The sequence below is a fragment of the Streptomyces sp. RK62 genome (assembly GCF_018070255.1).
Taxonomy (GTDB): Bacteria; Actinomycetota; Actinomycetes; order Streptomycetales; family Streptomycetaceae; genus Streptomyces; species Streptomyces nigra.
Genome location: NZ_JAGPYD010000001.1, coordinates 509,524 through 535,108, shown reverse-complemented (window position 1 = coordinate 535,108; position 25,585 = coordinate 509,524). Strand labels below are relative to the sequence as shown.

Sequence of the window (25,585 nt, the reverse complement as noted above, 5' to 3'; positions counted from 1 at the left end):
TCGCCGGTCCCTAGCCCTTCTTGGGGCGGGGGGTGGGCGGGGACAGCAGCAGCTGGGTGTCTGCGGAGAGCAGCGCCAGGGCGGCGCACTCCCGGCTGTCGCGGAACACTCCGTCGGGCTCGGCGGGGTCGAGTGCCGCGTCGAGGTCCGTCCGGACGCCGGTCGTGTCCTTGATCGCCTTGTCCATGGAAGGCATATCACCATCTCCTCTGGGGTCAGCCATAGCCTCCACAACCCAGATGACCACATCGCCACAGAGCGCGCATCTTTTCCCACGAGTGCACATAGGTCACTTCTTCAACATTTCGGATCATGGACGGTCGGGGCTTGGTGGACGGCCGAAGAACCCATTGATCGGCGGGAGTTGGGCACCCCGGTCGCCCAAGTGCGGCCTGTCAGGTCGGCGGTGACACACGCCACACCGCCCCCATGTCACATCCGCGGCTCCGGATCGGTCAGGGAGGTGTATCCCCTCTCTACTTCGGGAGTTCACAGTGGAACCGCGTCTCGACTTCTTCGGCAGCCCTCTGGCCGGCAAGGTGCTCCGGCACGTCAACTCCGCGAGCAAGGCGATCTCGGACTCGTCGCTGCCCGGCACCGTCCAGGAACTGGTGAAGATCCGCGCCAGCCAGATCAACGGCTGCGGCTTCTGCACCGACATGCACACCAAAGACGCCGCGCACGCCGGCGAGACCGCCCAGCGCCTCCATCTGGTCGCGGCCTGGCGCGAGGCCACGGTCTTCACGGACGCCGAGCGCGCCGCCCTCGAACTGGCGGAGCAGGGCACCCGGATCGCCGACGCGTCCGGCGGCGTCACCGACGAGGCGTGGGCCCAGGCCGCCAAGCACTTCGACGAGGAGCAACTCCTCGCGCTGATCTCGCTGATCGCCCTCATCAACGCCTACAACCGCGTCAACGTCATCAACCGGCAGCCCGCCGGGGACTACCGGCCGGGCCAGTTCGGCTGACCACCCACGCCGTGGTCCGCCGGGGCGCCCCGGCGGACCACGCCCTAGCATGGTGGTCTGGGGCTGGAGGCACGATGCGCGACCGGGACGACAGCGAACCCCTCGACCGCACCGGGGACGACCGGGACTCGCTGGAGCGCGCGATGAAGGACTTCGTCGCGGCCCGCCCCCAGCTCTTCGGGATCGCCTACCGCATGCTCGGCAGCGCGGCGGACGCCGAGGACATCCTCCAGGAGACCTGGCTGCGGTGGCAGCGCGCCGACCGCTCCGGCATCCGGGAACCCGCCGCGTTCCTGACGACGGTCACCACCCGGCTGGCCATCAACTCCACGCAGTCCGCGCGGAAGCGGCGTGAGACGTATGTGGGGCCGTGGCTTCCGGAGCCGGTCGACACGCGTGCCGATCCGCAGCTGGGCGCGGAGCGGGCCGAGGCGGTCGATCTGGCCGTGCTGCTCCTGCTGGAGAAGCTCAACCCGCACGAACGGGCCGCCTATGTGCTCCGGGAGGCCTTCGACTACCCGTACGAGCGGATCGCGGAGATCCTGGAGACGGGCGAGCCCCACACCCGTCAACTGGTCAGCCGCGCCCGGAAGCATCTGAAGGCAGCCCGCCGGGAGCCGGTGAGCGACAGTGCGCACCGGCGGCTCCTGGAAACGTTCCTGGAGGCGGCGCGCACCGGCACGCTCACCGCCCTGGAGGAACTGCTCGCCGAGGACGTCGTCAGTTACGCCGACGGCGGCGGGATGCGCGGGGCGTCCAGGGTGCCGGTCGCCGGGCGGGAGCGGGTCGCCCGGTACCTCGCCGCGTTCGCTCCGCGGTTCTGGCCGCACTCGCGGGTGCGCTGGGTGGAGGCGAACGGCAGGCCGGCGGTGCTGGTGTGGCGCGAGGGCCACCCGGTGGCGCTGCTCTGCGCGGATGTCTCGGACCGGGGCATCGAGCGGCTGATGTGGGTGATGAACCCGGCGAAGCTGGCGCCCTATGTGGCCGCGGTCGCCGACTGACGGCCCGTCCGCGCGGGCGGTGATGCGGTGGCCCGGTCTCCTGGGAGCCACACCGGGCGAAAACGTTTCGCCGCGGCCCGCCGGAGGTTACCGTTCGGTAGACATCGTCGTCCCGGAGGTGCCCCGTATGACGCCCGACCGTGCCGCAGGTCTCGTGGAGTCCGCCCGCGCGCTGGCCGAGGGGGAGATGACCTCGCAGGCTCTCGTCGCCGACGCGCTGGCGCGTATCGAGGCCACGCAGGGGTCCCTCAACGCGTTCCGGGTGGTCCGGGCGGAGGCCGCCCTCGCCGAGGCGCGGGCGGCGGACGAGCGGCTGGCGTCCGGTGAGCGGCTGCCGCTGCTGGGGGTGCCGGTCGCGGTGAAGGACGACATGGACGTGGCGGGCGAGCCGACCGCGTTCGGCTGCCGAGGGGAGTTCCCGCCGGTCGCCGAGGACGGTGAGGCGGTACGGCGGCTGCGCGCGGCCGGGGCCGTGATCGTCGGCAAGACCAACACCTGTGAGCTGGGGCAGTGGCCGTTCACGGAGGGGCCCGCCTTCGGCGCGACCCGTAATCCCTGGGACCCGGAGCACACCCCGGGCGGCTCGTCCGGCGGTTCGGCGGCGGCGGTCGCGGCAGGTCTGGTGCCGGCGGCGCTGGGCTCGGACGGCGCGGGCTCGGTGCGCATCCCGGCCTCCTGGACGCATCTCATCGGCATCAAGCCCCAGCGCGGGCGCATCTCCACCTGGCCGCGCGGCGAGTCCTTCAAGGGCATCACCGTCAACGGGACCCTCGCCCGGACGGTCGCCGACGCGGCCCTGCTGCTGGACGCGGCCGCGGGCAACCACCCGCGCGACCCGCACCGGCCGCCCGCCGTCGACGCCTCGGCGGCCGTCGGCCGCGACCCGGGCCGCTTGCGCATCGCGCTCTCCCTCAAGCCGCCGTTCACCGCCGTGCCCGCCCGGCTGCTGCCCGAGGTGCGGGCGAAGGTCGTCGAACTGGCCGCCCGGCTGGCCGAGTTGGGCCATCACGTCGAGGAGGCCGACCCGCCGTACGGCAGGATCGGGCTGACGTTCGTGCCACGTGCCACGGCGGGGATCGCCGAGTGGGCGGCCGACGTGCCCTCCCCCGCGCTCCTCGACCCGCGCACCCGGAGCGCGGTCCGGCTGGGCCGGCTCCTCGGCGGGCCCCCGCTGCGGGTGGCCCGGCGCGCCGAGGCGGTCCTGCACCGCCGGATCGGCCGGTTCTACGAGACGTACGACGTCGTCCTCGCGCCGACCACCGCCGCTCCCCCGCCCCGGATCGGCGCGCTCGCCGGTCTCGGCGGCTTCGCCACCGACCGCGCCATGATCGCGGCCTGCCCGTACGCGTGGCCGTGGAACGTGCTGGGCTGGCCCGGTGTCAACATCCCGGCCGGTTTCGTGGGCGGCCTGCCCGTCGGCGGCCAGCTCCTCGGTCCCGCGCACAGCGAGCCGCTGCTCATCTCCCTCGCCGCGCAACTGGAGTCGGAGCTGCGCTGGCACGAACTGTGGCCCCCGCAGCAGGGCGAGACGGCCCCGGTCGCAACCGGCTGACCATGCCGCGACGGACCCCCCTAGAGTGCCTGCGTGAACACGTACACCGAAGAGAACGTCCCGGGCCGTCACGGCCGTACGGCGACCACCGAGGCCGATCCGCGCGCGGTCGGCAAGGTGCGCACCGAGTACTCGCCCGCGCACGACGGCGACCCGGACCCCGGGGAGATCGTCTGGACCTGGGTGCCCTTCGAGGAGAACGACGGCCGGGGCAAGGACCGCCCGGTGCTGGTGGTGGCGCGGGAGGCCGCCGGGACGTTCCTCGCGGTGCAGCTGTCCAGCAAGCGGCACGACGGCGACCGTGAGTGGGTGGCGATAGGCAGCGGGCCCTGGGACCGCACCGGCCGGGACTCCTGGGTGGGGGTCGACCGGGTGCTGCGGCTGCACGAGGAGGGGATGCGCCGGGAGGCGTGCGCCCTGGACCGGGGCCGCTTCGACCTGGTCCGGCGCCGGCTGCACGAGCGCTACGGCTGGACCTGACGCTCCGGGAAGGTCCGGGCGAACGCCGCGCGCGTGGCGCTGTCCGGGGTGCGGTCGAGGATGCCGAACACCACGTGCTCGAACGCGGATTCGAACCGTCCGCCCGGCCCGAGCAGGCCCCGGAACGCCTCCGCGACCCGCGCCGGGTCGTTCTGGAAGACGCCGCAGCCCCAGGCGCCGAGCACCAGCCGCCGGTAGCCGTGCGCGGCGGCGACCTCCAGCACCCGCTCGGCGCGACCGGCGAGCGCGCGCGGCACCTCGCCGGCGCGCTCGGGGACCGTACGCCGTACGACGCCCGCGTTCGGGGCGGCGACGGTCAGGAAGCCGGCCTGGTACGGCTCGGCGAGCAGCCGGCCCCGGTCGTCGCGGAACACGGGCACGCCGGGCGAGTGGATCACGCGGTCCGTGTAGAACGGGTCGCGCCGGGCGCGGTGGTGGTCGTAGAAGCCGGGCGCCGCCCGCAGGCACGTGTACAGCGCGGAGGCGCGGCACAGGGCCTCCTCCTGGGCCTGCGCGCCGTTCAGGAAGCCGCCGCCGGGGTTGCGGGCGGAGGCGAAGTTCAGCACGGCGGTGCCGGCGCCGAGGCGGCGGGCCGCCTCCAGGCTGGACTCCCCGGTGACCTCGAACGACGTGGTCACCGGGGCCGCGTCCGGCACGGGGACCGGCTCGGGACCGTACATCCGCGTGCCCGCGCGGGCCGCGTCGACGGCGGCGGCGATGGACACCTCCCGGCCGTCCGGCGCGCGGTAGCCGCCCGCCGCCACGATCTGCTCGGTCTCCTTGGCGATGCCGCGCAGGCGCGCGCTCATGGCGCCACCCCCGTGCGCGCCATGAACCCGCGACCGCGCGGGCCGCTCGTGCTCTCCCCCGTCGTGCTCACGTGAGCATCCTGGGCGATGCTGGGACTGCGCCGCAACAGGAATTTCGGCGGGCCGAAGCACGTCGGCGACGGCCGGGAAACCCGCTGCCCACACCGGAGAAACGGAGATTACGGACCCGGAACACGCCGAGTACGCACTCTTGTGCGAGTCGTCGTGAACGTCTTGGGTGGGACGAGTGTGCCGCCCCGGCCCGCGAGATCCGTGGGCCGGTGGCATCGTGGACTCTCAGGAGGATCCCGATATGTCCGACTCGGTCAGTGGCTGTACGGAGCGCTCCCGCGCCGCGGTCACCGAAGCCGAAGTGGAGGCCCTGGTCCGGGGCATCTGCTTCAAGACTGGCCCGCCCCGCACGCTCGGGGTGGAAGTGGAATGGATAGTTCATGAGCTGCGCGACCCGCGGCTCCCCGTGACACCGGAACGACTCGAGGCGGCCTACGCCGCAGTACGCTCCCTGCCCCTGAGCTCGGCTCTCACCGTGGAGCCCGGCGGGCAGCTGGAGCTGAGCTCACCCCCCGCCGGCTCGCTCACCGAGTGCGTCGGCCTGGTCTCCGCCGATCTGGCCGCCGTCCGCACTGTACTGCGCGGACTGGGACTCGGCCTCGCCGGACTCGGCACCGACCCCTGGCACCCCCCGCGCCGGTTCCTGCGCGAGCCGCGCTACGACGCCATGGAGAAGGTCCTGGACCGCGGGGGTCCGGCCGGCCGCGCCATGATGTGCACCTCGGCCTCCGTACAGGTCTGCCTGGACGCCGGGTACGAGGAGCCCGGCCCCTTGGGCCACGGCCGGCGCTGGTGGCTCGCCCACCAGCTGGGCGCGGTCCTCGTCGCCGCGTTCGCCAACTCCCCGCTCGCCGGGCGGGAACCGACCGGCTGGCTCTCCACCCGGCAGCGGTTCTGGATGGACATCGGCCCGGACCGCGCGGGCGCGCCCCCGCTGAACGGCGACCCGCGCGCCGGATGGGCACGGCACGTGCTGGACGCGCCCGTGATGTGCGTACGCCGCGAGGACGGTCCGTGGGAGGTGCCCGAGGGGCTGTCCTTCCGTGAGTGGACCCGCTCGGGCGCGCCGAGGCCGCCCACCCGGGAGGACCTCGACTACCACCTGACGACGCTGTTCCCGCCGGTCAGACCGCGTGGCCATCTGGAGCTGCGCATGATCGACGCACAGCCCGGCGACGACGGCTGGATCGTGCCGCTCGCCGTGACCGCAGCGCTCTTCGACGATCCGGAGGCGGCCGAGACCGCCTACCGGGCCGTGAAGCCGCTCGCCGAGCGGGCCCTGTCGCGGCCCGCGCCGCACAACCCGCTGTGGGCCCGTGCGGCCCGCTCGGGCCTGGCCGACCCGGAGCTCCACGAGGTGGCGGTGCTCTGCTTCACGGCGGCCCTGGAGGCCCTGCCCCGGCTCGGCGCCGGCACCGAGATCACGGACGCGGTGGCGGACTACCTCGACCGCTACGTCGCACGGGGCCGCTGCCCCGCCGACGACCTGCTGGACCGGCACCACGGCACGGACCACCCCCGCTCCCGGCCCCGCTCGCACGCGGGGACCCCGCACGGGAAGGACACCCCATGACCGACCCCGCCCTCGACGCCGAGACGCTCCGCGAGCGGGCCCTGACCACCCTGACCACGGCCCGTGCCCGGACGACCCTGCTGACCAGCTGCGTCGACGAACCGGACCTGACCGCCCAGCACTCGCCGCTGATGTCCCCGCTGGTGTGGGACCTCGCCCACATCGGCAACCAGGAGGAGCAGTGGCTGCTCCGGGCGGTCGCCGGACGGGACGCGATGCGCCCCGAGATCGACGGCCTCTACGACGCCTTCGAGCACCCGCGCTCCGAGCGCCCCTCGCTGCCGCTGCTCGCACCGGCCGAGGCCCGCGCCTACGCCTCCGAGGTGCGCGGCCGGGTCCTTGACCTGCTGGAGGGCACCGCGTTCCACGGGACGCGGCTGACCGAGGCCGGCTTCGCGTTCGGGATGATCGCGCAGCACGAACAGCAGCACGACGAGACCATGCTGATCACGCATCAGCTCCGCATAGGCCCGCAGGCCCTCACCGCCCCCGACCCGGACCCGGCGCCCCCGTTCACCGGGCCGTCCGAAGTCCTGGTCCCCGGCGGCCCGTTCACCATGGGCACCTCCACCGAGCCCTGGGCGCTGGACAACGAACGCCCCGCGCACCGGCGCGAGGTGGCCCCCTACTGGATCGACACGACCCCCGTGACGAACGGCGCCTACCGGGCGTTCATCGACGACGGCGGCTACGACGACGAACGCTGGTGGACACCGGACGGCTGGGCGCACATCCGCCAACATGGCATCCACGCACCCCTGTTCTGGCACCGGGACGGCGGGCATTGGCTGCGGCGGCGCTTCGGCGTCACCGAGGTGGTGCCGCCCGACGAACCGGTGCTGCACGTCTCCTGGTTCGAGGCCGACGCCTACGCCCGCTGGGCCGGACGGCGGCTGCCCACCGAGGCGGAGTGGGAGAAGGCCGCCCGGCACGACCCGGTGTCCGGCCGCTCGACCCGCTACCCGTGGGGCGACGCCGACCCGGACCCCCGGCACGCCAACCTGGGCCAGCGCCATCTGCGGCCCGCCCCGGCGGGCAGCTACCCGGAGGGCGAGTCGCCGCTCGGCGTACGGCAGTTGATCGGTGACGTGTGGGAGTGGACGGCGAGCGACTTCCTGCCGTACCCCGGCTTCCAGGTGTTCCCGTACAAGGAGTACTCGGAGGTGTTCTTCGGGCCGGAGTACAAGGTGCTGCGCGGCGGTTCGTTCGCGGTGGACGAGGTGGCCTGCCGGGGCACCTTCCGCAACTGGGACTACCCGATCCGCCGGCAGATCTTCTCCGGTTTCCGCACCGCCCGTTCCGCCGAGGGCGCCTGATGTGCCGTCACCTCGCCTACGTGGGCCCCGGGGAGCCGCTCGGCCGGCTCCTCGTGGAGCCCCCGCACGGCCTGTACCGGCAGGCCTGGGCACCCCGGCACCAGCGGTACGGCACCGTCAACGCCGACGGTTTCGGGGTCGGCTGGTACGCCGAGGAGGACCCGGTGCCGGCCCGGTACCGGCGCGCCGGGCCGATGTGGGCGGACCCGTCGTTCGCGGACCTCGCCCGGGTCGTGCGCAGCACAGCGCTGCTCGCCGCCGTACGGGACGCCACAGTTCCTGGCGCCGACCAGGAGGCCGCGGCGGCCCCGTTCGCCGCCGGCGCCTGGCTGTTCAGCCACAACGGCGCCGTGAAGGGGTGGCCCGGCTCGCTCGCGCCCCTGACGCCGACGCTGCCCGCCGTGGAGCTGCTGTCCATGGAGGCCCGCAACGACTCGGCGTTCGTCTGGGCGCTGGTTCTGGCCCGGCTGCGCGACGGCGACGACCAGGGGCAGGCGCTGGCCGACACGGTCCTGGAGGTCGCCGAGGCGGCCCCCGGCTCCCGGCTCAACCTGCTCCTCACCGACGGCGCGACCATCACCGCGACCACCTGGGGCGACACCCTCTGGTATCTGCGCCGGAGCGGCGGCGGCACCGTCGTGGCCTCCGAGCCCTACGACGACGACCCGCACTGGCAGGAGGTCCCCGACCGCACCCTGCTCGCCGCGAGCCGCACCGACGTCCTCCTCACCCCGCTCAAGGAACCCAGCGCCGCCCCGGCCCCCGCACCACGCAAGGAGCCCCGCACGTGAGCCCGTTCCGTATCACCCGCACCCTCCCCGAGGACGCCACCTCGGCCGCGCTGCGCGCCGACGTCCTCGCGGGCCTGACCAGCACCCCCAAGGCCCTGCCGCCGAAGTGGTTCTACGACGCCCAGGGCAGCGAACTCTTCGAGAAGATCACCGAGTTGCCCGAGTACTACCCGACGCGCGCCGAGCGGGAGATCCTGACCGGCCGGGCCGGTGAGATCGCCGCCGCCACCGGCGCCCGCACCCTGGTCGAGCTGGGCTCCGGCTCCTCGGAGAAGACCCGCTATCTGATCGACGCCCTGACCGGCCTGCGCACGTACGTCCCCGTCGACGTCAGCGAGAGCGCCCTCACCCAGGCCGGGCAGGCCCTCGTCGAGGAGCGGCCGGGGCTGGAGGTGCACGCCCTGATCGCCGACTTCACGGCCGGCCTGGACCTGCCCGACACACCGGGTCCCCGTCTGGTGGCGTTCCTCGGCGGCACCATCGGCAACCTCCTGCCACCGGAGCGCGCCGCGTTCCTCGCCTCCGTACGGACGCTGCTGTCCCCCGGGGACGCGCTGCTGCTCGGCACCGACCTGGTCAAGGACGAACGGGTCCTGGTCGACGCCTACGACGACGCGGCCGGGGTGACGGCCGCCTTCAACAAGAACGTCCTCACCGTGATCAACCGTGAGCTGGGCGCCGACTTCGACCCCGGCGCCTTCGACCACGTGGCGGTGTGGGACCCCCGTCAGGAGTGGATCGAGATGCGGCTGCGCGCCCGGACCGCGCAGACCGTGAAGGTGCCCGCGCTGGACCTCGCCGTGGACTTCGCGGCGGGCGAGGAGATGCGCACCGAGGTGTCGGCGAAGTTCCGCCGGGACGGGGTGCGCGCGGAACTGACGGCGGCCGGGCTCGAACTGACCCACTGGTGGACGGACGCCGCGGGCCGGTTCGCGCTCTCGCTCAGCACACCCCTGTGACGGACGGCTCGCGCGATGCCCCGCGGTGGGGCACGGTGGAGTGACGCGTGTGAGAGGAGCACCCACATGTCGAACCACACCTACCGGGTCACGGACATCGTCGGCACCTCGCCCGACGGCGTGGACCAGGCCATCCGCAACGGCATCGCGCGGGCCTCACAGACCCTGCGGAACCTGGACTGGTTCGAGGTGACCGACGTACGCGGCCAGCTCGACGACGGTGACATCGCGCACTGGCAGGTGACGATGAAGGTCGGCTTCCGCCTGGAGGAGTCCGAGTAGGAGGCATCTGCTCTCAGGTGCGTCCCTCGCGCTCCTGTGCCTCCTCCAGGGTGGTGGACGGCGCCGTCCAGCGGGCGAGCACCACCCTGAAGCCGGCCCGCCGGGCGTCCTCGCACACCAGCTCGTCGTCGTCCACCAGGACCCGGATCTCCCGGGTGCGGGCGAGACGGCGCAGGATCTCCAGCTTGGTGCGCCGGGCGGGCCTGCGGTCGTCGTCGCGGCGCATGTGCAGGTCCCCGTCGGGCAGGCCGTGTGCGGCGAGCCAGTCGAGCGTGTCGCGCCGGCAGCGGGCGGGCCGGCCGGTCAGGTAGACGATCTCGCACTCCTTCGCGCTCTCCCGGGCCAGCACGATGCCCTCCTCGAGCGGCGGGTCCTGGGGCGCGGCGGCGAAGAAGCCGTCCCAGTCGCGGGGCTTGCGCTCCAGGAAGTGCTGGCGGTGGCCGGTGTCGGCGAGGGTGTTGTCCAGGTCGAACACGGCGAGCGGACGTCGGCTGCTGTCGGTCACGTCCGACAGCGTACGGTCCGGGTGTGACACGGTGCCGCCCGGCAGGAATCTCCGGCGCCGGCGTGTGTTGAACCTCGTATGAGCTCCGTGATCGCCTCGACCCGTTTCTCCGTCCTCGACCGTTCCCGCACCCGGGAGGGCCACACGGCCCCGGAGGCGCTGCGGGACACCGTGGCGCTGGCGCGGGTGGCCGAGGAGCTCGGCTTCCATCGTTTCTGGGTGTCGGAGCACCACGGGGTGCCCGGGGTCGCGGGCTCGGCGCCGACGGTGCTGGCCGCCGCCGTGGCCGGGGCGACGCGCACGATCCGGGTCGGCACCGGCGGGGTGATGCTGCCGAACCACCGGCCGCTCGTGGTGGCCGAGCAGTTCGGTGTGCTGGAGTCGCTGTTCCCGGGGCGTATCGACATGGGACTGGGCCGTTCGGTGGGCTTCACCGGCGGGGTGCGCAAGGCGCTCGGCCGGGACAAGGAGGACGCCGAGGACTTCGCGGGCCAGCTGGAGGAGCTGCTGGGCTGGTTCCGCGGGACCTCGCCGACGGGGGTGCACGCCCGGCCGCCGGAGGGTCTGACGGTGCCGCCGTTCGTGCTGGCCATGGGCGAGGGCGCGGACATCGCGGCTCGCGCCGGGCTGCCGATGGTGATCGGTGATCTGCGCGACCGGGAGCGGATGCGGCGCGGCGTCGACCGGTACCGGGAGCGGTTCCGGCCGTCGCAGTGGGCGTCTGAGCCGTACGTGGTCATCTCCGGCACCGTGGCGGTGGCCGCGACGCCCGAGGAGGCGCGCCGGCTGCTCGTGCCGGAGGCGTGGTCGATGGCGTACTCCCGGACGCACGGCACCTTCCCGCCGCTGCCGCCCGCCGAGCGCGTGGAGGCGCTGTCCCTGTCCGGCCGGGAGCGCGAGTTCTACGAGCGGGGGCTCACCGGGCATGTGGCGGGCACCGAGGAGCAGGTCGCGCACGAGCTGGAGACGCTGCTGAAGGAGACCGGCGCCCAGGAGGTGCTGGTGACGACGAGCACGTACGACCGGGAGGCGCTGGTGGACTCCTACCGGCGGCTCGCCCGGATCGTCCACGCGTGACGGGTTGCCCAAGGGCTGTCCCGTAATTCCCGGTGGATCAGCGCGCGGCGTCAGATGCGGTGCATCGCAAGGCGGAGGGCCGTCCGCATACTGGATGTATGCGGACGGCCCGACAACGCGGCGAGGTGCCGTAGCTGTCGTCGCGCGCCCGCCGGGAGGTACGGGACAGCCCTTTAGGCTGAGGAGCCCTGTCCTCGCCCTTCTCCCGGAGCACCGCCCCATGCACTCCCCGCACGACCCCTACGTCCGCGTCCGCGGCGCCCGCGAGCACAACCTCCAGGGGGTGGACGTCGACATCCCGCGCGATGTGCTGGCCGTGTTCACGGGGGTGTCCGGCTCCGGGAAGTCGTCGCTGGCCTTCGGCACGATCTACGCCGAGGCGCAGCGCCGCTACTTCGAGTCGGTCGCCCCGTACGCCCGCCGGCTGATCCACCAGGTCGGCGCGCCGAAGGTCGGGGAGATCACCGGGCTGCCGCCCGCCGTCTCGCTCCAGCAGCGCCGCTCCGCGCCGACGTCGCGGTCCTCCGTCGGCACGGTCACCAACCTCTCCAACTCCCTGCGGATGCTGTACTCCCGGGCCGGCGACTATCCGCCGGGCGCGGAGCGGCTCGACTCGGACTCCTTCTCGCCGAACACCGCGGCCGGGGCGTGCCCGGAGTGCCATGGGCTGGGCCGGGTGCACCGGACGACCGAGGAGTCGCTGGTGCCCGACCCGTCGCTGTCGATCCGGGAGGGCGCGATCGCCGCGTGGCCGGGGGCGTGGCAGGGCAAGAACCTGCGCGACATCCTCGACGCGCTGGGCTACGACGTGGACCGGCCGTGGCGGGAGCTGCCGGCCGAGCAGCGGCAATGGATCCTGTTCACCGACGAGCAGCCGGTCGTCACCGTGCACCCGGTGCGCGACGCCGACCGCATCCAACGCCCGTACCAGGGCACGTACATGAGCGCCCGGCGCTATGTCATGAAGACCTTCGCGGACTCGCGGAGCGCGACGCTGCGGGCCAGGGCGGAGCGGTTCCTGACCGCCGCGCCCTGCCCGGCGTGCGGGGGCAGCAGGCTGCGGCCGGAGGCGCTGGCGGTCACTTTCGCGGGCCGGACGATCGCCGAGCTGGCCGCGCTGCCGCTGGTCGAGCTGGCGCGGACGCTGGACGGCGGTGGGTCGGAGACCGCGCGGGTGCTGACCGGCGATCTGAAGGCCAGGATCGCGCCCGTGCTCGAGCTGGGCCTCGGCTATCTCAGCCTCGACCGGGCCACGCCCATCCTGTCGGCGGGCGAGCTGCAACGCCTGCGGCTGGCTACGCAGTTGCGGTCCGGGCTGTTCGGGGTGGTGTACGTCCTCGACGAGCCGTCGGCGGGGCTGCACCCGGCGGACACGGAGGCGCTGCTGCGGGTGCTGGCCCGGCTGAAGGAGTCCGGGAACTCGGTGTTCGTGGTCGAGCACCACCTCGATGTGATGCGGGGCGCGGACTGGCTGGTGGACGTGGGGCCGCGGGCCGGCGAGCACGGCGGGCGGGTGCTGCACAGCGGGCCGGTGGCCGAGCTGGCGTCGGTCGCCGACTCGGCCACGGCACGGTTCCTGTTCGACGACGCCCCGGCGGCGAGGCGCGAGGTGCGGGCGGCGCGGGGCCGTCTCACGGTCGGGCCGGTCACCCGGCACAATCTGCGCGAGGTGACGGCCGCGTTCCCGCTCGGGGTGTTCACCGCGGTCACCGGTGTGTCGGGGTCGGGCAAGTCCACGCTCATCGGCGAGATCACCGAGGAGCTGCCGGGCGTCGGCCGGCTCGTCTCGGTCGACCAGCGGCCCATCGGCCGTACGCCGCGCTCCAACCTCGCCACCTATACGGGTCTGTTCGACGTCGTGCGCAAGCTGTTCGCGGCCACCGACGAGGCCCGCGCGCGGGGGTACGGCGCCGGGCGGTTCTCCTTCAACGTGGCGGGCGGGCGCTGCGAGACCTGTCAGGGCGAGGGGTTCGTCAGCGTGGAGCTGCTGTTCCTGCCGAGCACGTACGCGCCGTGCCCGGAGTGCGGCGGCGCCCGCTACAACGCGGAGACGCTTCAGGTGCGGTACCGGGGGCGCAGTGTCGCCGAGGTGCTGGACCTGACGGTGGAGGCCGCCGCGGACTTCTTCGCGGACACCCCGGCCGTGGCCCGGAGTCTGGCCACGCTGCTGGACGTCGGGCTCGGCTATCTCCGGCTGGGCCAGCCCGCGACCGAGCTGTCCGGCGGCGAGGCGCAGCGCATCAAGCTGGCGAGCGAGCTGCAGCGCGGTCGGCGCGGGCACACCCTGTATCTCCTGGACGAGCCGACGACCGGACTGCACCCGGCCGACGTCGAGGTGCTGATGCGTCAGCTGCACGGCCTGGTCGACGCCGGGAACACCGTGATCGTGGTCGAGCACGACATGTCCGTCGTCGCGGGCGCCGACTGGGTCATCGACCTGGGTCCGGGCGGCGGTGACGCGGGCGGCCGGATCGTGGCGGCGGGCACCCCGGCGGAGGTGGCGGCGACGGCCGACAGCGCCACGGCGCCGTATCTGGCGCGCGTCATGCCGTGACTCCCACGCGGGGCATCCCGTCTCCCGCCGGGACGGCCTCCCCGGCGAGGACGGCGTCCCCCGGTGTCCCCACCGCCCTCTCGGCCGCCCCTGCCAGCGCGCGGCGGTCGGTCGTGGCGCCCGGCACGAGGGGCGCCCGTACCTCCACCTCCGCGCTCAGACCCCGGGCCCGGACCACCCGCCAGACCGAGGCGAGCAGTGTGTCGTCGCCGACGAAGGCCGGGAGCGTGGCGGCCGGGCCGCCGGTGACCCGGTAGCGCAGACGTACGGGCAGGACGGGGACGTCCGCGTCCAGGGCGGCCTGGAACGCGGCCCGGCGGAAGCGGCCACCGCTCCGGCCGCACCAGGTGCTGCCCTCGGGGAACACGACGACCGCCGCGCCGGAGCGCAGTGCCGCGGCGATCCGGGCGACCGTGCCGTGCAGCGCGCGGATCCGGTCCCGGTCGATGAACAGGGCACCGCCGAGGACGGCCAGCCGGCCGGCGACCGGCCAGGAGCGGATCTCCGACTTGGCGAGCATCCGTGCCGGGCGGACGGCGGCCAGCAGGGGGATGTCCAGCCACGACACGTGCCGGGCGACGATCAGCACGCCGGTGCCGGTCGTGGCCGCGCCGTCGATCCGGACCCGCAAGCCTGCGGCCCGGACCACCCAGCGGCACCAGTGGCGGACGGGGCCCGGCGGCACGCGGGCGCCGAGCGGCGCGGTGGCCAGACGCACGGTCAGGCCGGCGGCCAGCAGGAGCAGCAGGGCCGTCACCCGCAGAACGGCCCACGGCAGGGCCCGCGTCCGTGCCGCGGGCTCGACGCAGACGCGCGGGGTGCAGGGGGCGCTCGGACGCCACACGGTCCCGGTGTCGGCGGCGTGCGCGTGGGCAGGGGCGGCTCCGCCCGTCGGGGTCGTCATGCCGGGACGAGGGAGAGGAAGTGCCGCAGATAGCGCGGGTCCATCCGGCGCATCGACAGCAGCACGTACAGGTCGGCCACCCCGAACTCGGGGTCGTGTGCGGGTTCACCGCACACCTGGGCGCCCAGGCGCAGGTATCCGCGCAGGAGGGCGGGGAGTTCGACGCGCCGGGCGGGTGCCGGGGCGACCGGCCGCCAGGGCCGCAGCGGCCGTACACGGTGCTCCTCGGGGGCGAGGTGCCGGGTGCGGACCCGGTCCCAGGTGGCGGCGGCGAGGGTGCCGCCGTCGGCGAGCGGGATCGAGCAGCAGCCCGCCAGCCACTCGTGGCCGCGGTCCACCATGTAGCGGGCGATGCCCGCCCAGATCAGGCCGATCACGGCGCCGTCGCGGTGGCCGGGGTGGACGCAGGAGCGGCCGACCTCGACCAGGTCCGGGCGGATCGCGTCGATCGCGGTGAGGTCGAACTCGGTCTCCGAGTAGAGCCGTCCGGCGACGGCGGCCCGCTCGGGCGGCAGCAGCCGGTAGGTGCCCACGACCTGCCCGGACGACTCCTCGTGGACGAGCAGGTGGTCGCAGTAGGCGTCGAAGGCGTCGATGTCGAGCCCCGGCAGCGGGGTGGACAGCGAGGCCCCCAGCTCGCCGGCGAAGACGTCGTGCCGCAACCGCTGGGCGGCGCGGACGTCCTCCTCGTCGCGGGCGAGCCGGACGGTGTAGCGGGTGGGTGCCGTGGGCTGCGGGGGACGGGCGAGCGTGGAAGCGCCGGTCATGGCTCTCTCCTGGTCACGGGGCCGGTGCGGCGGGGACGGCCGCGCGGTGTCGCGCGGTGCGCCGACCCCGTTCTCCCGAGCGCGGCTGACCTGCGTGTGTCCTGTGCGGGGAGCCGGGATGTGGGGTGGCTGAACGGCTCGCGCCGGACCGGCGGGCCCGGACGGCGTAGCTCCGGGCGCGCGTCCGGGCCGCCTTGGCGAGAGTGGGTCCATGACCGAATCGGGAACCGGCGAGCACCGCAAGGGTTCCGCCTCGTCCGCCACGCGCCGCCGTACCGTGCGCGGTGCCGGAGGGGCCGCCCGCAGTGCCGCCGAGGCGCTCACGGAGCTGATCGGGCACCCCCTCGAAGGGGTGTCCGCCGTCTGCCGCGGTGAGGACGGCGGCTGGGTCGTCGACATCGACGTGCTCGAACTGGCGCGCATCCCCGACACCACCAGTCTGCTCGCGACCTACCAGGTGGAGCTGGACCAGGGGGGCGAACTGCAGCAGTACCGGCGGATCGCACGGTACCGGCGCGGCGCCCAGGACCAGTGACCGCGCGCACGACCGCTCGACGGGAAGGACCTCCCGCATGACCGTCCACACTGACGAGATCGTCTGCGCGCCCCGCGCCGGCAACGTCTACGACGTACTCGAGCTGATCCTCGACCGCGGCATGGTGATCGACGTCTTCGTGCGCGTCTCGCTGGTCGGCATCGAGATCCTCAAGATCGACGCCCGTATCGTCGTCGCCAGCGTCGACACCTATCTGCGTTTCGCCGAGGCCTGCAACCGCCTGGACCTGGAGCGCGACCCGCGTTCCAAGACCGTGCCGGAGCTGTTCGGCGGGCCGGTCGCCAAGACGATCGGCAAGGCCGGCGCCAAGCGCACCGCCCGCTCCCTCACCGACAAGGTGCGCGACGTGCTCAGCCCGGAGGACGAGACACCCGAGGAAGAGGCGGCGGAGGAGGCGGCGGAGGCCGCACCCGCCCGCCGGCCCGCCCGCAAGCGCCGCAGTGACGACGACCGCCCGCGGCCCAGGCGCCGCGCGGCCGAGGAGGAATGACCGTGACGGCAACCGCCGCCCCCACGACCACCGGCACGCTGTACGTCTACGGCATCGCCCCCGAGGGCGCCCGTCCGCCGCGCACCCCCGGGGTGGGCGGCGCCCCGGTGCGGCTGCTGGCCGGGTCCGGGCTGTGCGCGGCGGTCTCGGACGCGCCGGCCTCCCTGCGCGCCCGGCGCCGGGACCTGACGGCCCACCAGGCGGTGCTGACGGAACTCGCCGAGCGGGGCCCGGTGCTGCCGATGCGGTTCGCCGTGCTCAGCGCCGGCCCGGAGGAACTGCTCGACCGGCTGAGCTCGCACCGGGCCCATCTGACGGCCCAGCTGGACGGGGTGCGGGGCTGCGTCGAGATGAACGTGAAGGGTGCCGTGGTGCCCGGGCACTTCCCCGATCTCGTACGCCGGGACGGCTCGCTGCGGACGCTCGCCCGGCGGACCCGGCAGCGTCCCGGCTACGAGGCGAACGTACGGCTCGGCGAGGCACTGGCGAAGGGGGTCGCGCGGGAGGCCCGCGGCGCGGCCCGGGAGGTGCTGGCCCTGCTGTCCCCGCTCGCCGTGCGCACCGCGCAGGGTCAGGTCGACGACGAGCAGGTGCTGAGCACGTCGTTCCTGGTCCGCGCCGCCGACGAACAGCGGTTCCGGGAGGCCGTGACCGAGCGGGCCCGCGCCGTCGGCGACCGGCTGACGCTCAGCCTCACCGGCCCGCTGCCCTGCTACAGCTTCGTGGACCCGCCGTCCGCGCCGGCCGGGCGGTGACCCGGTGGGACTCCTGACCGAGATCCTGCTGCTGCCCGTGGCGCCCCTGCGCGGGACGCTGTGGGTCGCCGAGCAGTTGCGCCGGGAGGCCGAGCGCCAGGCGTGCGACCCGCGCTGGGTGCAGGCCCGGCTGGCGGCGCTGAACCGGGACCTGGACGAGGGGATCATCGACGAGGCTGCCTTCGAGGCGGAGGAGGAACGGCTGCTCGCGCGCCTCGGCGGCCCCGTCCATCACGGCGGGCTCCCGCCGCACGGAGGCGCCCGGTGACCGACCTGTCCACCTGGCCGACGGACTTCGATCCGCAGCCCGCCGGGCCGTCCGGCGGAAGCCTCGCGGATCTGCTGGAGCGCGTGCTGGACAAGGGCATCGTCATCGCGGGCGACATCAAGATCGACCTGCTCGACATCGAGCTGCTGACCATCCGGCTGCGCCTGTTCATCGCCTCGGTGGAGACCGCGAAGAAGGCGGGCATCGACTGGTGGGAGACGGACCCGGCGCTTTCCTCGCGCGCCGCGCGGGACGCCCTCGCCGAGGAGAACGCCCGGCTGCGCGCCCGCCTGGAGGCCCTGGAGGAATCCGACGCCGACACCACGGAGGTGACCCGATGAGCACGCTCCCGGCCGGCCGGGCGACGACGGCGGAACCCCGCACCCTCCTCTGCGTCTTCGCCGTGACGGACTCCCCGGTGCCGCCCGACGTGCTCGGACGGACGCCGGGCCACGAGGGCGGCGGCCCCCTGCGCAGCCTGGCCGCGGGTGAGTTCCACCTGGTCGTGCAGGACGTGCCGGCGGCGGAGTACGGCGAGGAGGCGCTGGCGGAACGGCTGAACCGGCCGGACGCGCTGGAGCGCTGCGCCCGCGCCCATCACCGGGCCGTGGAGGCGGCGGCGAGCGCGGGTCCCGCCGTACCGCTCCCGATGGCGACGCTGTATCTCGACGACCGCAACGCGGTCCGGGCCGTGACCGCCCGGGGGGCTTCCCTGCGGGACCTGCTGGAGCGGCTGCGCGACCGCACGGAGTGGGCGGTGAAGGTGCACGGCCCGACGGCCGGGGCTGCCGCCGGCGGGGAGGGCGCGGCCGACGGGCGGTCGTATCTGCGGCGGGCCAGCGCCCGGCGGCGGACCGAACGCGAGACGCGCGAGCAGGCCCTGGCACGGGCCCATGCCGTCGACCGGGAGCTGCGCCGGTACGCCGTCGCCGCGACCCGGCACCGGCCGCAGAGCGAGCGGCTGACCGGCACGAACGTGCCGCAACTGCTCAACGCCGCCTATCTGGTGGACGACGCCCGCCGCGAGGAGTTCACGCGGGCCGTCGGCCGGCTGGCCCGCGAGGCCGCCGGCACCGGTCTGGAGGTCACCGTGTCGGGGCCCTGGATCCCGTACTCCTTCGCCCGGCCGGAACCGGACGCGGTGGAGGTGGTCGCATGAGTGTGCCGGTGCCGTGGGAGGAGCCGGAGCCGTACGCGCCGGTCGGGGTGCCCCTGGTCGACCTGCTCGACCGGGTGCTGGCGACCGGGGTCGTGGTCAGCGGCGACCTGGTGCTGGCCATCGCCGACGTGCCGTTGGTGCGGATCTCCCTGCACGCCCTGCTGGCGTCGGTGAGCGAGCGGGTGCCCGCCCCCTGGCCGGACAGCGGGCCGCTGTGACCGCGCCGCGCGCCCATGCCGTGGACCTCGACCCCGAGCGGGTCACCAACGATCTGGCGGCGCTGGTCCTGACCGTGGTGGAGCTCCTGCGGCAGCTGATGGAACGGCAGGCGGTGCGCCGGTTCGACGAGGGGACGCTCAGCGCCGAGCAGGAGGACCGGCTGGGGACCGCGCTGATGCTGCTGGACGAGCGTATGGACGAGCTGTGCGAACAGCACGGGCTGCGGCGCGCGGATCTGAACCTGGACCTCGGCCCGCTGGGTCACCTGCTCGCCGATCCGGGCCGGTGACCCGCAGACCACGAGAACACCAGACGGGACCGGGAGGAGCACCTCTCCCGGTCCCGCCCGTCCGCACCGCTCGGCGAACGTCTCGTAGGGGGCCGCGCCCCGAGGGTGTTACCTCTTGGCCTTCCGGGTGGCCCGCAGCCACTCCTTGTTCATGCTGGTGATGGACATCAGCGGGATGCCCTTGGGGCAGGCCGTGGCGCACTCGCCGGTGAGGGTGCAGCCGCCGAAGCCCTCCTCGTCCATCTGCGCCACCATGTCGAGCACGCGGGTCTCGCGCTCGGGCGCGCCCTGCGGCAGCACCTTGAGGTGGTTGACCTTGGCGGAGGTGAACAGCATCGCCGCGCCGTTGGGGCAGGCCGCCACGCACGCCCCGCAGCCGATGCACTCGGCGTGCTCGAAGGCGGAGTCGGCGTCCGGCTTGGGCACGGGGGTGGCGTGCGCCTCGGGGGCCGCGCCGGTCGGCGCGGTGATGTAGCCGCCGGCCTGGATGATCCGGTCGAACGCCGTGCGGTCGACGACGAGGTCCTTGATCACCGGGAAGGCCGACGCCCGCCACGGCTCGATGTCGATGGTGTCGCCGTCCTTGAAGGACCTCATGTGCAGCTGGCAGGTGGTGGTGCGCTCGGGGCCGTGCGCGTCGCCGTTGATGACGAGCGAGCAGGCGCCGCAGATGCCCTCGCGGCAGTCGTGGTCGAAGGCGACGGGGTCCTCGCCCTTGAGGATGAGCTCCTCGTTGAGGGTGTCGAGCATCTCCAGGAAGGACATGTCGGAGGAGATGCCGTCCACCTCGTACGTGGACATGGCGCCTTCGGCTTCGGCGTTCTTCTGCCGCCAGACGCGCAGGGTGAGCTTCATGCGTAGCTCCGCTGGGTGGGGTGGACGTACTCGAAGACCAGGTCTTCCTTGTGCAGGGTCGGAGCCTCGCCGGTGCCGGTGAACTCCCAGGCGGCCGCATAGGCGAACTCGTCGTCCTTCCGGGCCGCTTCGCCGTCCCGGGTCTGGGACTCCTCGCGGAAGTGGCCGCCGCAGGACTCGGTGCGGTGCAGCGCGTCGAGGCACATCAGCTCGGCGAGCTCCAGGTAGTCGACGACGCGGTTGGCCTTCTCCAGCGACTGGTTGAACTCCTCGCCGGTGCCGGGGACCTTGATGCGGCGCCAGAACTCCTCGCGGATCTGCGGGATGCGTTCCAGGGCCTTGCGCAGTCCGGAGTCGGTGCGGGCCATGCCGCAGAACTCCCACATCAGCTCACCGAGTTCACGGTGGAAGGAGTCCGGGGTGCGGTCCCCGTCCACGGCGAGCAGCAGATTGAGCCGGTCCTCGGTCTCGGCCAGCACCTCCTGGACGGCGGGGTGGTCGTCGGTGACCCGCTCGTGGTGGGGGTTGCGGGCGAGGTAGTCGTTGATGGTGGCGGGCAGGACGAAGTAGCCGTCGGCGAGGCCCTGCATCAGCGCGGAGGCGCCGAGGCGGTTGGCGCCGTGGTCGGAGAAGTTGGCCTCGCCGATCGCGAACAGGCCGGGGATGGTCGTCTGGAGGTCGTAGTCGACCCACAGGCCGCCCATCGTGTAGTGCACGGCGGGGTAGATCCGCATGGGCACCTGGTACGGATCCTCGTCGGTGATCCGCTGGTACATGTCGAAGAGGTTGCCGTACTTGGCCTCGACGGCCTTGCGGCCCATGCGCTGGATCGCGTCGGCGAAGTCCAGGTAGACGCCCTGGCCGCCGGGGCCCACTCCCCTGCCCTCGTCGCAGACGTTCTTCGCGGCGCGGGAGGCGATGTCACGCGGGACCAGATTGCCGAAGGACGGGTAGGTGCGCTCCAGGTAGTAGTCGCGCTCGTCCTCGGGGATCTGGTGCGGCGGACGGGTGTCGCCCTTGGCCTTGGGCACCCAGATACGGCCGTCGTTGCGCAGCGACTCGCTCATCAGCGTCAGCTTGGACTGGTGGTCGCCGGTGCGCGGGATGCAGGTGGGGTGGATCTGCGTGAAGCAGGGGTTGGCGAAGTACGCGCCGCGCCGGTGCGCCCGCCAGACGGCGGTGGCGTTGGAGTTCATGGCGTTCGTCGACAGGTAGAAGACGTTGCCGTAGCCGCCGCTCGCCAGGACGACCGCGTCCGCGAAGTAGGTGCTGATCTTCCCGGTGATGAGGTCGCGGGCGACGATGCCGCGCGCCCGTCCGTCGACGACGATCAGGTCGAGCATCTCGGTACGGGGGTGCATCTCGATGTTGCCCGCGGCGATCTGCCGGCTGAGCGCCTGGTAGGCGCCGAGGAGGAGCTGCTGGCCCGTCTGGCCGCGGGCGTAGAACGTCCGCGACACCTGGACGCCGCCGAAGGAGCGGGTGTCCAGCAGACCGCCGTACTCACGAGCGAACGGCACGCCCTGCGCCACACACTGGTCGATGATCTCCACGGAGATCTGCGCGAGGCGGTGCACGTTGGACTCGCGGGCCCGGAAGTCGCCGCCCTTGACGGTGTCGTAGAAGAGCCGGTGGATGGAGTCGCCGTCGTTGCGGTAGTTCTTCGCGGCGTTGATGCCGCCCTGCGCGGCGATCGAGTGGGCGCGGCGCGGGGAGTCCTGGTAGCAGAACTGGACGACGTGGTAGCCCTGTTCGGCGAGCGTGGCGCCGGCGGAGCCGCCCGCGAGGCCGGTGCCGACGACGATGACGGTGTGCTTGCGCCGGTTGGCGGGGTTGACCAGCCTGGCCTCGAAACGGCGCTTGTCCCAGCGCTCGTTGACCGGACCGGCCGGGGCCTTGGTGTCGGCGACGGGCTCGCCGGTCGCGTAGTCGGTGTAGGTCATTCTCAGCTCACCACTCCGGTCATGACGCCCACGGGTACGGCGATGAAGCCGGCCGTGAGCAGCAGCGCGAGGACGTTGGCCGTGGCCTTCAGGGCGCGGTCGCGGGTGCGGCTGCCGGCGCCGAGGGTCTGGGCGGCGCTCCAGAAGCCGTGCCGGACGTGCAGTCCGACGGCGAGCATCGCCACGATGTAGATGACGTTGCCGTACCAGGTGGAGAAGGTGTCCACGACGTTCTGGTACGGGCGGCCCTCCTGGAAACCGCCGGAGTGCACGGAGCCGGTCGTCAGGTCCAGGAGGTGCCAGACGATGAACAGCGCGAGGATGACGCCGCCCCAGCGCATGGTGCGGGTGGCGTAGGAGGCGCGCGGCTTCCTGTGCACATAGCGGGTGGGGCGGGCCTTGATGTCGCGGCGGCTGAGCTGGTACGCCGAGACCGCGTGGGCGACGACGGCGACGACCAGGACCACGCGGACGAGCCAGAGCGTCCACTCGTAGTGCATGAACGGCTCGCCGACGGTGCGCAGCCAGTGCGCGTAGTGGTTGAAGTCGCCGGCGCCGAAGAAGATCTTCAGATTGCCGATCATATGGACGACCAGGTAGAGCAGCATGATCAGTCCGCTGACCGCCATCACGGTCTTCTTGCCGACGGTCGAGTCCCACACCGTGCGCGCGAAGGACGGCCGTCGGTCCGTCCGCGTTGCCAGAGCCATGCCTAGGACGCTAGGGCCGAACGGCCCGATCGGTCCAAGACATGGTGCGCCTCGTTTCGATAGCCGTCACCTATGATGACTGGATGCAGTTCCAGCAGCTCCAGTACTTCGTGGCGGTCGCCGAGACCCGGCACTTCACCCGCGCCGCCGATCTCGTGCACGTGGCGCAGCCCTCGCTGTCGCAGCAGATCAAGGCGCTGGAGCGGGAGCTGGGCGCGGACCTGTTCCTGCGGGCGCGGGGCAACATCACGCTGACGGACGCCGGGGAGGCCCTGCTGCCGCTGGCCCGGCGCATCCTGGCCGACGCCGACACCGCCCGGCACGAGGTGCAGGAGCTGGTGCAGCTGCGCGGCGGCCGGGTCAGGCTCGGGGCCACGCCGAGCCTGTGCACGGGTCTGCTCCCGGACGTGCTGCGCGCCTTCCACGACCGCTACCCCGGCATCCGGCTGCTGATCGAGGAGGGCGGTTCGCACGACCTGGTGCGCGAGCTGGCGCGCGGCACCCTCGACCTCGCCCTCGTCGTGCTGCCCCTGCCGACCCCCTCCCCCGCGCTGACGACGGTGGAGCTGCTCCGCGAGGACCTGGTGGTGGTGTCCTCACCGGAGGCGCCCGCCCCCGGCGGCCCCGGCCGGCGCACGGTACGCATCGCCGACCTGGAGGGCGAACGGCTCGTGATGTTCCGGCACGGCTACGACCTGCGCGAGCTGACGGTGGCCGCGTGCCGCGCCGAGGGCTTCGAACCGGACTTCGCGGTCGAGGGCGGCGAGATGGACGCCGTCCTGGGCTTCGTCCGGGCGGGGCTGGGCCTCGCCGTCGTCCCGCGCATGGTGGCGGCGCGCTCGGGCCGGGGCCTACGGGTCACCCCACTGGCCCGGCCCGGCCTGCACCGCACGATCGCCCTGGCCCACCGCAGCGACGTGGCCCCGCCCCGGGCCGCACGCGAACTGCAGCGGATGCTGCTGGAGCGCTGAGCGACCCGCACCCGCCCGCCCCTCACCACGTGGGGATGTAGCCTCCGTCGATGATCAGATCGCTGCCGGTGATGTTGCGGGAGCGGTCGCCGGCGAGGAAGACCACGAGGTCGGCGATCTCCGCGGGCTGGGAGAAGCGGCCGGTGACCGTGGACTTCGAGGCCTGGGCGACCACGTCGTCCGGGGTGATGCCCGCGGCGTCCGAGACCGTCTGCGCCACTCCCCCGCCGCCCAGCCACAGCTCCGTCTCGACCGGGCCCGGGCTGACGGTGTTGACGCGGACGCCCTTCGGGCCGACCTCCTTCGACAGCGCCTTGGAGAACGCCACCAGGGCGGCCTTGCCCGCGCTGTAGTCGATGACCAGCGGCTCCGGGAGAGTGGCGTTGACGGAGCCGACCGTGATCACCGAGCCGTCGCCGGCGTCCAGCATCACGGGCAGCGCGGCCCGGGTGACCCGTACGGCCGCCAGCAGGTTGAGGTCGATCGTGCGCCGCCACTCCTCGTCGCCGACCGACAGGAAGCCGCCGGTGCGGGCGGGTGCCGTGCCGACGTTGTTGACCAGGACGTCGACGCGTCCGCCCGCCGCGGCGACGAGTTCCCCGGCCGCCTCCGGCTCGGCGAGGTCGACCGGCACCCAGGTGACCGAGCCCTCCTCGGCCAGGGTCTTCAGCCGTTCCGAGGTCGTACGCGACCCCGCCACGACGTGGGCGCCGGCCTGGACGAGTGCCTCCACGATCGCCAGTCCGATGCCCTTGCTGGCACCCGTGACGACGGCGGTCCTGCCGTTCAGTTCGCTGCTCATGCTGTCCAACTCCTGTGCTGCGAATGCGAAGTCGCCGTGAATGCGAAGTCGCGGGAGGGGGTGCGATGTCGCTGGGGACATGAGGTCAGGCGTGTGCGGTGTCGTGGCCCTGGATGCCCTGCCGGTCCAGCCAGTCCAGCGCGTACTCGGCGACGGCCCGCCAGCCGTGGTCCACGGTGAGCGAGTGGCCGCGGTCGGGGAACTGCTTGAGTTCGGTGACGGCCGGCGAGTCGCCGTAGAGCTTGTAGGCGGAGCGGGTCACCACGTCCGGGACGGTGTGGTCGGCCTGTCCGGAGATCAGCAGCAGCGGGCCCCGGTCGGGGTTACGGGTGGCGACCTCGGCGGGTGAGTGCCGGGTGAAGGCCGCGAAGGCGGCTTCGAAAAGGGGGCGCCCCGGCGAGGGGATGGTGAACCGCTCGTGCAGGGCGTCGGACTCGGCCGGCTCCAGCGCGTTGCCGAAGCCGAAGCGGAACTGCGCCGGGGTCAGGGACACCGAGCGCTTGCGGTTCGCCGGGTTGCCCAGTACCGGGAAGCCGGCCCGCAGCTGGGCCGGGGGAAGCGCCCTGACGCCCTTGATCTGCGCCGGGTCGACGGCGACCGCGGCCCGGGCCAGGCCCTTCCCGAGCAGCTTCTGCGCGATCAGCCCGCCGAAGGAGTGGCCGATCAGCACGGGCGAGGCGTCGAGGGAGCGGATGATCCCGGCGTAATGGTCCGTGACGTCGTCGATGCCGAGCCCGGCGACGGCCTCGGGGTGCCGGCGCGCCTCCGCGACGGTGGCCGCCTCGCCCGGCCAGCCGGGGGCCAGCGGCGCGTACCCGCGTCCGGTCGCGAGGTCGGCCCAGGGCTGCCAGGACGAGGCATGCAGCCACAGTCCGTGGATGAGGACGAGGGGGATGCGCGAGGTGGCCATGACCGGCTCCTGGGACGTCGGAACCGCCGGGGGCGGTGCGTTGTCTCC

30 protein-coding genes are annotated in these 25,585 nt (G+C 73.5%); 20 read left to right on the top strand and 10 right to left on the bottom strand.

Annotation, left to right across the window (positions count from 1 at the left end; translation table 11 throughout):
• Nucleotides 1–10: 10 nt before the first annotated feature.
• Entirely contained in the window at nucleotides 11–196 is a 186-nt protein-coding gene (locus KBY32_RS02290) for a hypothetical protein (RefSeq protein ID WP_210978627.1), read from the bottom strand.
• 298 nt (nucleotides 197–494) lie between these two features.
• Between KBY32_RS02290 and KBY32_RS02285 the strand changes: the two genes are divergently transcribed.
• The 4 genes from KBY32_RS02285 (at nucleotide 495) to KBY32_RS02270 (ending at nucleotide 4,001) form a co-directional block, all read left to right on the top strand.
• A complete protein-coding gene (locus KBY32_RS02285) occupies nucleotides 495–968 on the top strand; it encodes a carboxymuconolactone decarboxylase family protein (protein WP_210978626.1) in 474 nt (157 codons plus the stop codon).
• Between the two features lie 74 nt (nucleotides 969–1,042).
• Complete coding sequence (locus tag KBY32_RS02280) at nucleotides 1,043–1,969, top strand: RNA polymerase sigma-70 factor (protein ID WP_210978625.1); 927 nt, start codon at nucleotides 1,043–1,045, stop codon at nucleotides 1,967–1,969.
• A 127-nt stretch (nucleotides 1,970–2,096) separates the two neighbouring features.
• Complete coding sequence (locus KBY32_RS02275) at nucleotides 2,097–3,521, top strand: amidase (RefSeq protein ID WP_210978624.1); 1,425 nt, start codon at nucleotides 2,097–2,099, stop codon at nucleotides 3,519–3,521.
• Nucleotides 3,522–3,554: 33 nt separating this feature from the next.
• The gene (locus KBY32_RS02270; RefSeq protein WP_210978623.1) at nucleotides 3,555–4,001 is read left to right on the top strand and encodes a type II toxin-antitoxin system PemK/MazF family toxin; all 447 of its coding nucleotides are present in this window, start codon (nucleotides 3,555–3,557) and stop codon (nucleotides 3,999–4,001) included.
• Here KBY32_RS02270 and KBY32_RS02265 read toward each other — a convergent pair.
• Nucleotides 3,986–4,810: a TIGR02452 family protein gene (locus tag KBY32_RS02265; protein WP_210978622.1), complete on the bottom strand. Its 825-nt coding sequence runs from the start codon at nucleotides 4,808–4,810 to the stop codon at nucleotides 3,986–3,988. The genes KBY32_RS02270 and KBY32_RS02265 overlap by 16 nt on opposite strands.
• Nucleotides 4,811–5,123: 313 nt before the next feature.
• Between KBY32_RS02265 and egtA the strand changes: the two genes are divergently transcribed.
• The 5 genes from egtA to KBY32_RS02240 all read left to right on the top strand — a co-directional run bounded on the left by egtA (nucleotide 5,124) and on the right by KBY32_RS02240 (nucleotide 9,803).
• Nucleotides 5,124–6,455 (top strand): ergothioneine biosynthesis glutamate--cysteine ligase EgtA, encoded by a 1,332-nt coding sequence (egtA, locus tag KBY32_RS02260; protein ID WP_210978621.1) that lies wholly within the window; start codon nucleotides 5,124–5,126, stop codon nucleotides 6,453–6,455.
• The gene (gene egtB, locus KBY32_RS02255) at nucleotides 6,452–7,771 is read left to right on the top strand and encodes an ergothioneine biosynthesis protein EgtB (protein ID WP_210978620.1); all 1,320 of its coding nucleotides are present in this window, start codon (nucleotides 6,452–6,454) and stop codon (nucleotides 7,769–7,771) included. Before egtA ends, egtB begins: the two co-directional genes overlap by 4 nt.
• Nucleotides 7,771–8,562, top strand: a complete 792-nt coding sequence (gene egtC / locus KBY32_RS02250; RefSeq protein WP_210978619.1) for an ergothioneine biosynthesis protein EgtC — start codon at nucleotides 7,771–7,773, stop codon at nucleotides 8,560–8,562. The genes egtB and egtC overlap by 1 nt, the downstream gene beginning before the upstream one ends.
• Nucleotides 8,559–9,521, top strand: a complete 963-nt coding sequence (egtD, locus tag KBY32_RS02245) for an L-histidine N(alpha)-methyltransferase (RefSeq protein ID WP_210978618.1) — start codon at nucleotides 8,559–8,561, stop codon at nucleotides 9,519–9,521. Before egtC ends, egtD begins: the two co-directional genes overlap by 4 nt.
• A gap of 66 nt (nucleotides 9,522–9,587) precedes the next feature.
• A complete protein-coding gene (locus KBY32_RS02240) occupies nucleotides 9,588–9,803 on the top strand; it encodes a dodecin (RefSeq protein WP_055618949.1) in 216 nt (71 codons plus the stop codon).
• Nucleotides 9,804–9,816: 13 nt separating this feature from the next.
• Here the strand turns inward: KBY32_RS02240 and KBY32_RS02235 are convergent, their stop codons facing one another.
• On the bottom strand, nucleotides 9,817–10,308 hold the full coding sequence (locus KBY32_RS02235; protein WP_210978617.1) for a hypothetical protein: 492 nt from the start codon (nucleotides 10,306–10,308) through the stop codon (nucleotides 9,817–9,819).
• A gap of 78 nt (nucleotides 10,309–10,386) precedes the next feature.
• On the opposite strand from KBY32_RS02235, the gene KBY32_RS02230 reads away from it, so the two are divergent.
• Both KBY32_RS02230 and KBY32_RS02225 read left to right on the top strand, forming a co-directional pair.
• Entirely contained in the window at nucleotides 10,387–11,385 is a 999-nt protein-coding gene (locus KBY32_RS02230; RefSeq protein ID WP_210978616.1) for an LLM class flavin-dependent oxidoreductase, read from the top strand.
• 220 nt (nucleotides 11,386–11,605) lie between these two features.
• Nucleotides 11,606–13,939, top strand: coding sequence for an excinuclease ABC subunit UvrA (locus tag KBY32_RS02225; protein ID WP_210978615.1), 2,334 nt, complete (start codon nucleotides 11,606–11,608; stop codon nucleotides 13,937–13,939).
• Here KBY32_RS02225 and KBY32_RS02220 read toward each other — a convergent pair.
• Together KBY32_RS02220 and KBY32_RS02215 are read right to left on the bottom strand one after the other, a co-directional pair.
• On the bottom strand, nucleotides 13,929–14,843 hold the full coding sequence (locus tag KBY32_RS02220) for a 1-acyl-sn-glycerol-3-phosphate acyltransferase (protein WP_210978614.1): 915 nt from the start codon (nucleotides 14,841–14,843) through the stop codon (nucleotides 13,929–13,931). The two genes, KBY32_RS02225 and KBY32_RS02220, sit on opposite strands and share 11 nt — an antisense overlap.
• On the bottom strand, nucleotides 14,840–15,610 hold the full coding sequence (locus KBY32_RS02215) for a GNAT family N-acetyltransferase (RefSeq protein WP_115507144.1): 771 nt from the start codon (nucleotides 15,608–15,610) through the stop codon (nucleotides 14,840–14,842). Before KBY32_RS02215 ends, KBY32_RS02220 begins: the two co-directional genes overlap by 4 nt.
• 211 nt (nucleotides 15,611–15,821) lie before the next feature.
• On the opposite strand from KBY32_RS02215, the gene KBY32_RS02210 reads away from it, so the two are divergent.
• From KBY32_RS02210 to KBY32_RS02175, 8 genes are read left to right on the top strand one after another with little or no spacing between them, the layout of a single operon-like run.
• The gene (locus tag KBY32_RS02210; RefSeq protein WP_210978613.1) at nucleotides 15,822–16,145 is read left to right on the top strand and encodes a gas vesicle protein; all 324 of its coding nucleotides are present in this window, start codon (nucleotides 15,822–15,824) and stop codon (nucleotides 16,143–16,145) included.
• A gap of 37 nt (nucleotides 16,146–16,182) precedes the next feature.
• Complete coding sequence (locus KBY32_RS02205) at nucleotides 16,183–16,656, top strand: gas vesicle structural protein GvpA (RefSeq protein WP_055618954.1); 474 nt, start codon at nucleotides 16,183–16,185, stop codon at nucleotides 16,654–16,656.
• Nucleotides 16,653–17,411: a GvpL/GvpF family gas vesicle protein gene (locus KBY32_RS02200; RefSeq protein ID WP_210978612.1), complete on the top strand. Its 759-nt coding sequence runs from the start codon at nucleotides 16,653–16,655 to the stop codon at nucleotides 17,409–17,411. Before KBY32_RS02205 ends, KBY32_RS02200 begins: the two co-directional genes overlap by 4 nt.
• Nucleotides 17,412–17,415: 4 nt before the next feature.
• On the top strand, nucleotides 17,416–17,679 hold the full coding sequence (locus tag KBY32_RS02195) for a gas vesicle protein GvpG (RefSeq protein ID WP_210978611.1): 264 nt from the start codon (nucleotides 17,416–17,418) through the stop codon (nucleotides 17,677–17,679).
• Complete coding sequence (locus KBY32_RS02190) at nucleotides 17,676–18,020, top strand: gas vesicle protein (RefSeq protein WP_374224889.1); 345 nt, start codon at nucleotides 17,676–17,678, stop codon at nucleotides 18,018–18,020. The genes KBY32_RS02195 and KBY32_RS02190 overlap by 4 nt, the downstream gene beginning before the upstream one ends.
• Nucleotides 18,017–18,838, top strand: a complete 822-nt coding sequence (locus tag KBY32_RS02185; RefSeq protein WP_210978610.1) for a GvpL/GvpF family gas vesicle protein — start codon at nucleotides 18,017–18,019, stop codon at nucleotides 18,836–18,838. The genes KBY32_RS02190 and KBY32_RS02185 overlap by 4 nt, the downstream gene beginning before the upstream one ends.
• Nucleotides 18,835–19,056 (top strand): gas vesicle protein, encoded by a 222-nt coding sequence (locus tag KBY32_RS02180; protein WP_055618959.1) that lies wholly within the window; start codon nucleotides 18,835–18,837, stop codon nucleotides 19,054–19,056. The genes KBY32_RS02185 and KBY32_RS02180 overlap by 4 nt, the downstream gene beginning before the upstream one ends.
• A complete protein-coding gene (locus KBY32_RS02175) occupies nucleotides 19,053–19,346 on the top strand; it encodes a gas vesicle protein K (RefSeq protein WP_055618960.1) in 294 nt (97 codons plus the stop codon). Before KBY32_RS02180 ends, KBY32_RS02175 begins: the two co-directional genes overlap by 4 nt.
• Before the next feature lie 108 nt (nucleotides 19,347–19,454).
• Here the strand turns inward: KBY32_RS02175 and KBY32_RS02170 are convergent, their stop codons facing one another.
• Genes KBY32_RS02170 through KBY32_RS02160 form a run of 3 tightly spaced genes read right to left on the bottom strand, consistent with a single transcriptional unit; the run spans nucleotide 19,455 to nucleotide 22,854 of the window.
• Nucleotides 19,455–20,201, bottom strand: coding sequence for a succinate dehydrogenase/fumarate reductase iron-sulfur subunit (locus KBY32_RS02170; protein ID WP_210978609.1), 747 nt, complete (start codon nucleotides 20,199–20,201; stop codon nucleotides 19,455–19,457).
• Complete coding sequence (locus KBY32_RS02165; RefSeq protein WP_210978608.1) at nucleotides 20,198–22,144, bottom strand: fumarate reductase/succinate dehydrogenase flavoprotein subunit; 1,947 nt, start codon at nucleotides 22,142–22,144, stop codon at nucleotides 20,198–20,200. Before KBY32_RS02165 ends, KBY32_RS02170 begins: the two co-directional genes overlap by 4 nt.
• A 2-nt stretch (nucleotides 22,145–22,146) precedes the next feature.
• Nucleotides 22,147–22,854 (bottom strand): succinate dehydrogenase, encoded by a 708-nt coding sequence (locus KBY32_RS02160; protein ID WP_210978607.1) that lies wholly within the window; start codon nucleotides 22,852–22,854, stop codon nucleotides 22,147–22,149.
• 83 nt (nucleotides 22,855–22,937) lie between these two features.
• On the opposite strand from KBY32_RS02160, the gene KBY32_RS02155 reads away from it, so the two are divergent.
• Nucleotides 22,938–23,825, top strand: a complete 888-nt coding sequence (locus tag KBY32_RS02155; protein ID WP_210978606.1) for a LysR family transcriptional regulator — start codon at nucleotides 22,938–22,940, stop codon at nucleotides 23,823–23,825.
• A 22-nt stretch (nucleotides 23,826–23,847) separates the two neighbouring features.
• Here KBY32_RS02155 and KBY32_RS02150 read toward each other — a convergent pair whose 3' ends face one another.
• Both KBY32_RS02150 and KBY32_RS02145 read right to left on the bottom strand, forming a co-directional pair.
• Nucleotides 23,848–24,627: an SDR family NAD(P)-dependent oxidoreductase gene (locus tag KBY32_RS02150; protein ID WP_210978605.1), complete on the bottom strand. Its 780-nt coding sequence runs from the start codon at nucleotides 24,625–24,627 to the stop codon at nucleotides 23,848–23,850.
• An 85-nt stretch (nucleotides 24,628–24,712) separates the two neighbouring features.
• On the bottom strand, nucleotides 24,713–25,537 hold the full coding sequence (locus KBY32_RS02145) for an alpha/beta hydrolase (RefSeq protein WP_210978604.1): 825 nt from the start codon (nucleotides 25,535–25,537) through the stop codon (nucleotides 24,713–24,715).
• Nucleotides 25,538–25,585: the final 48 nt, after the last annotated feature.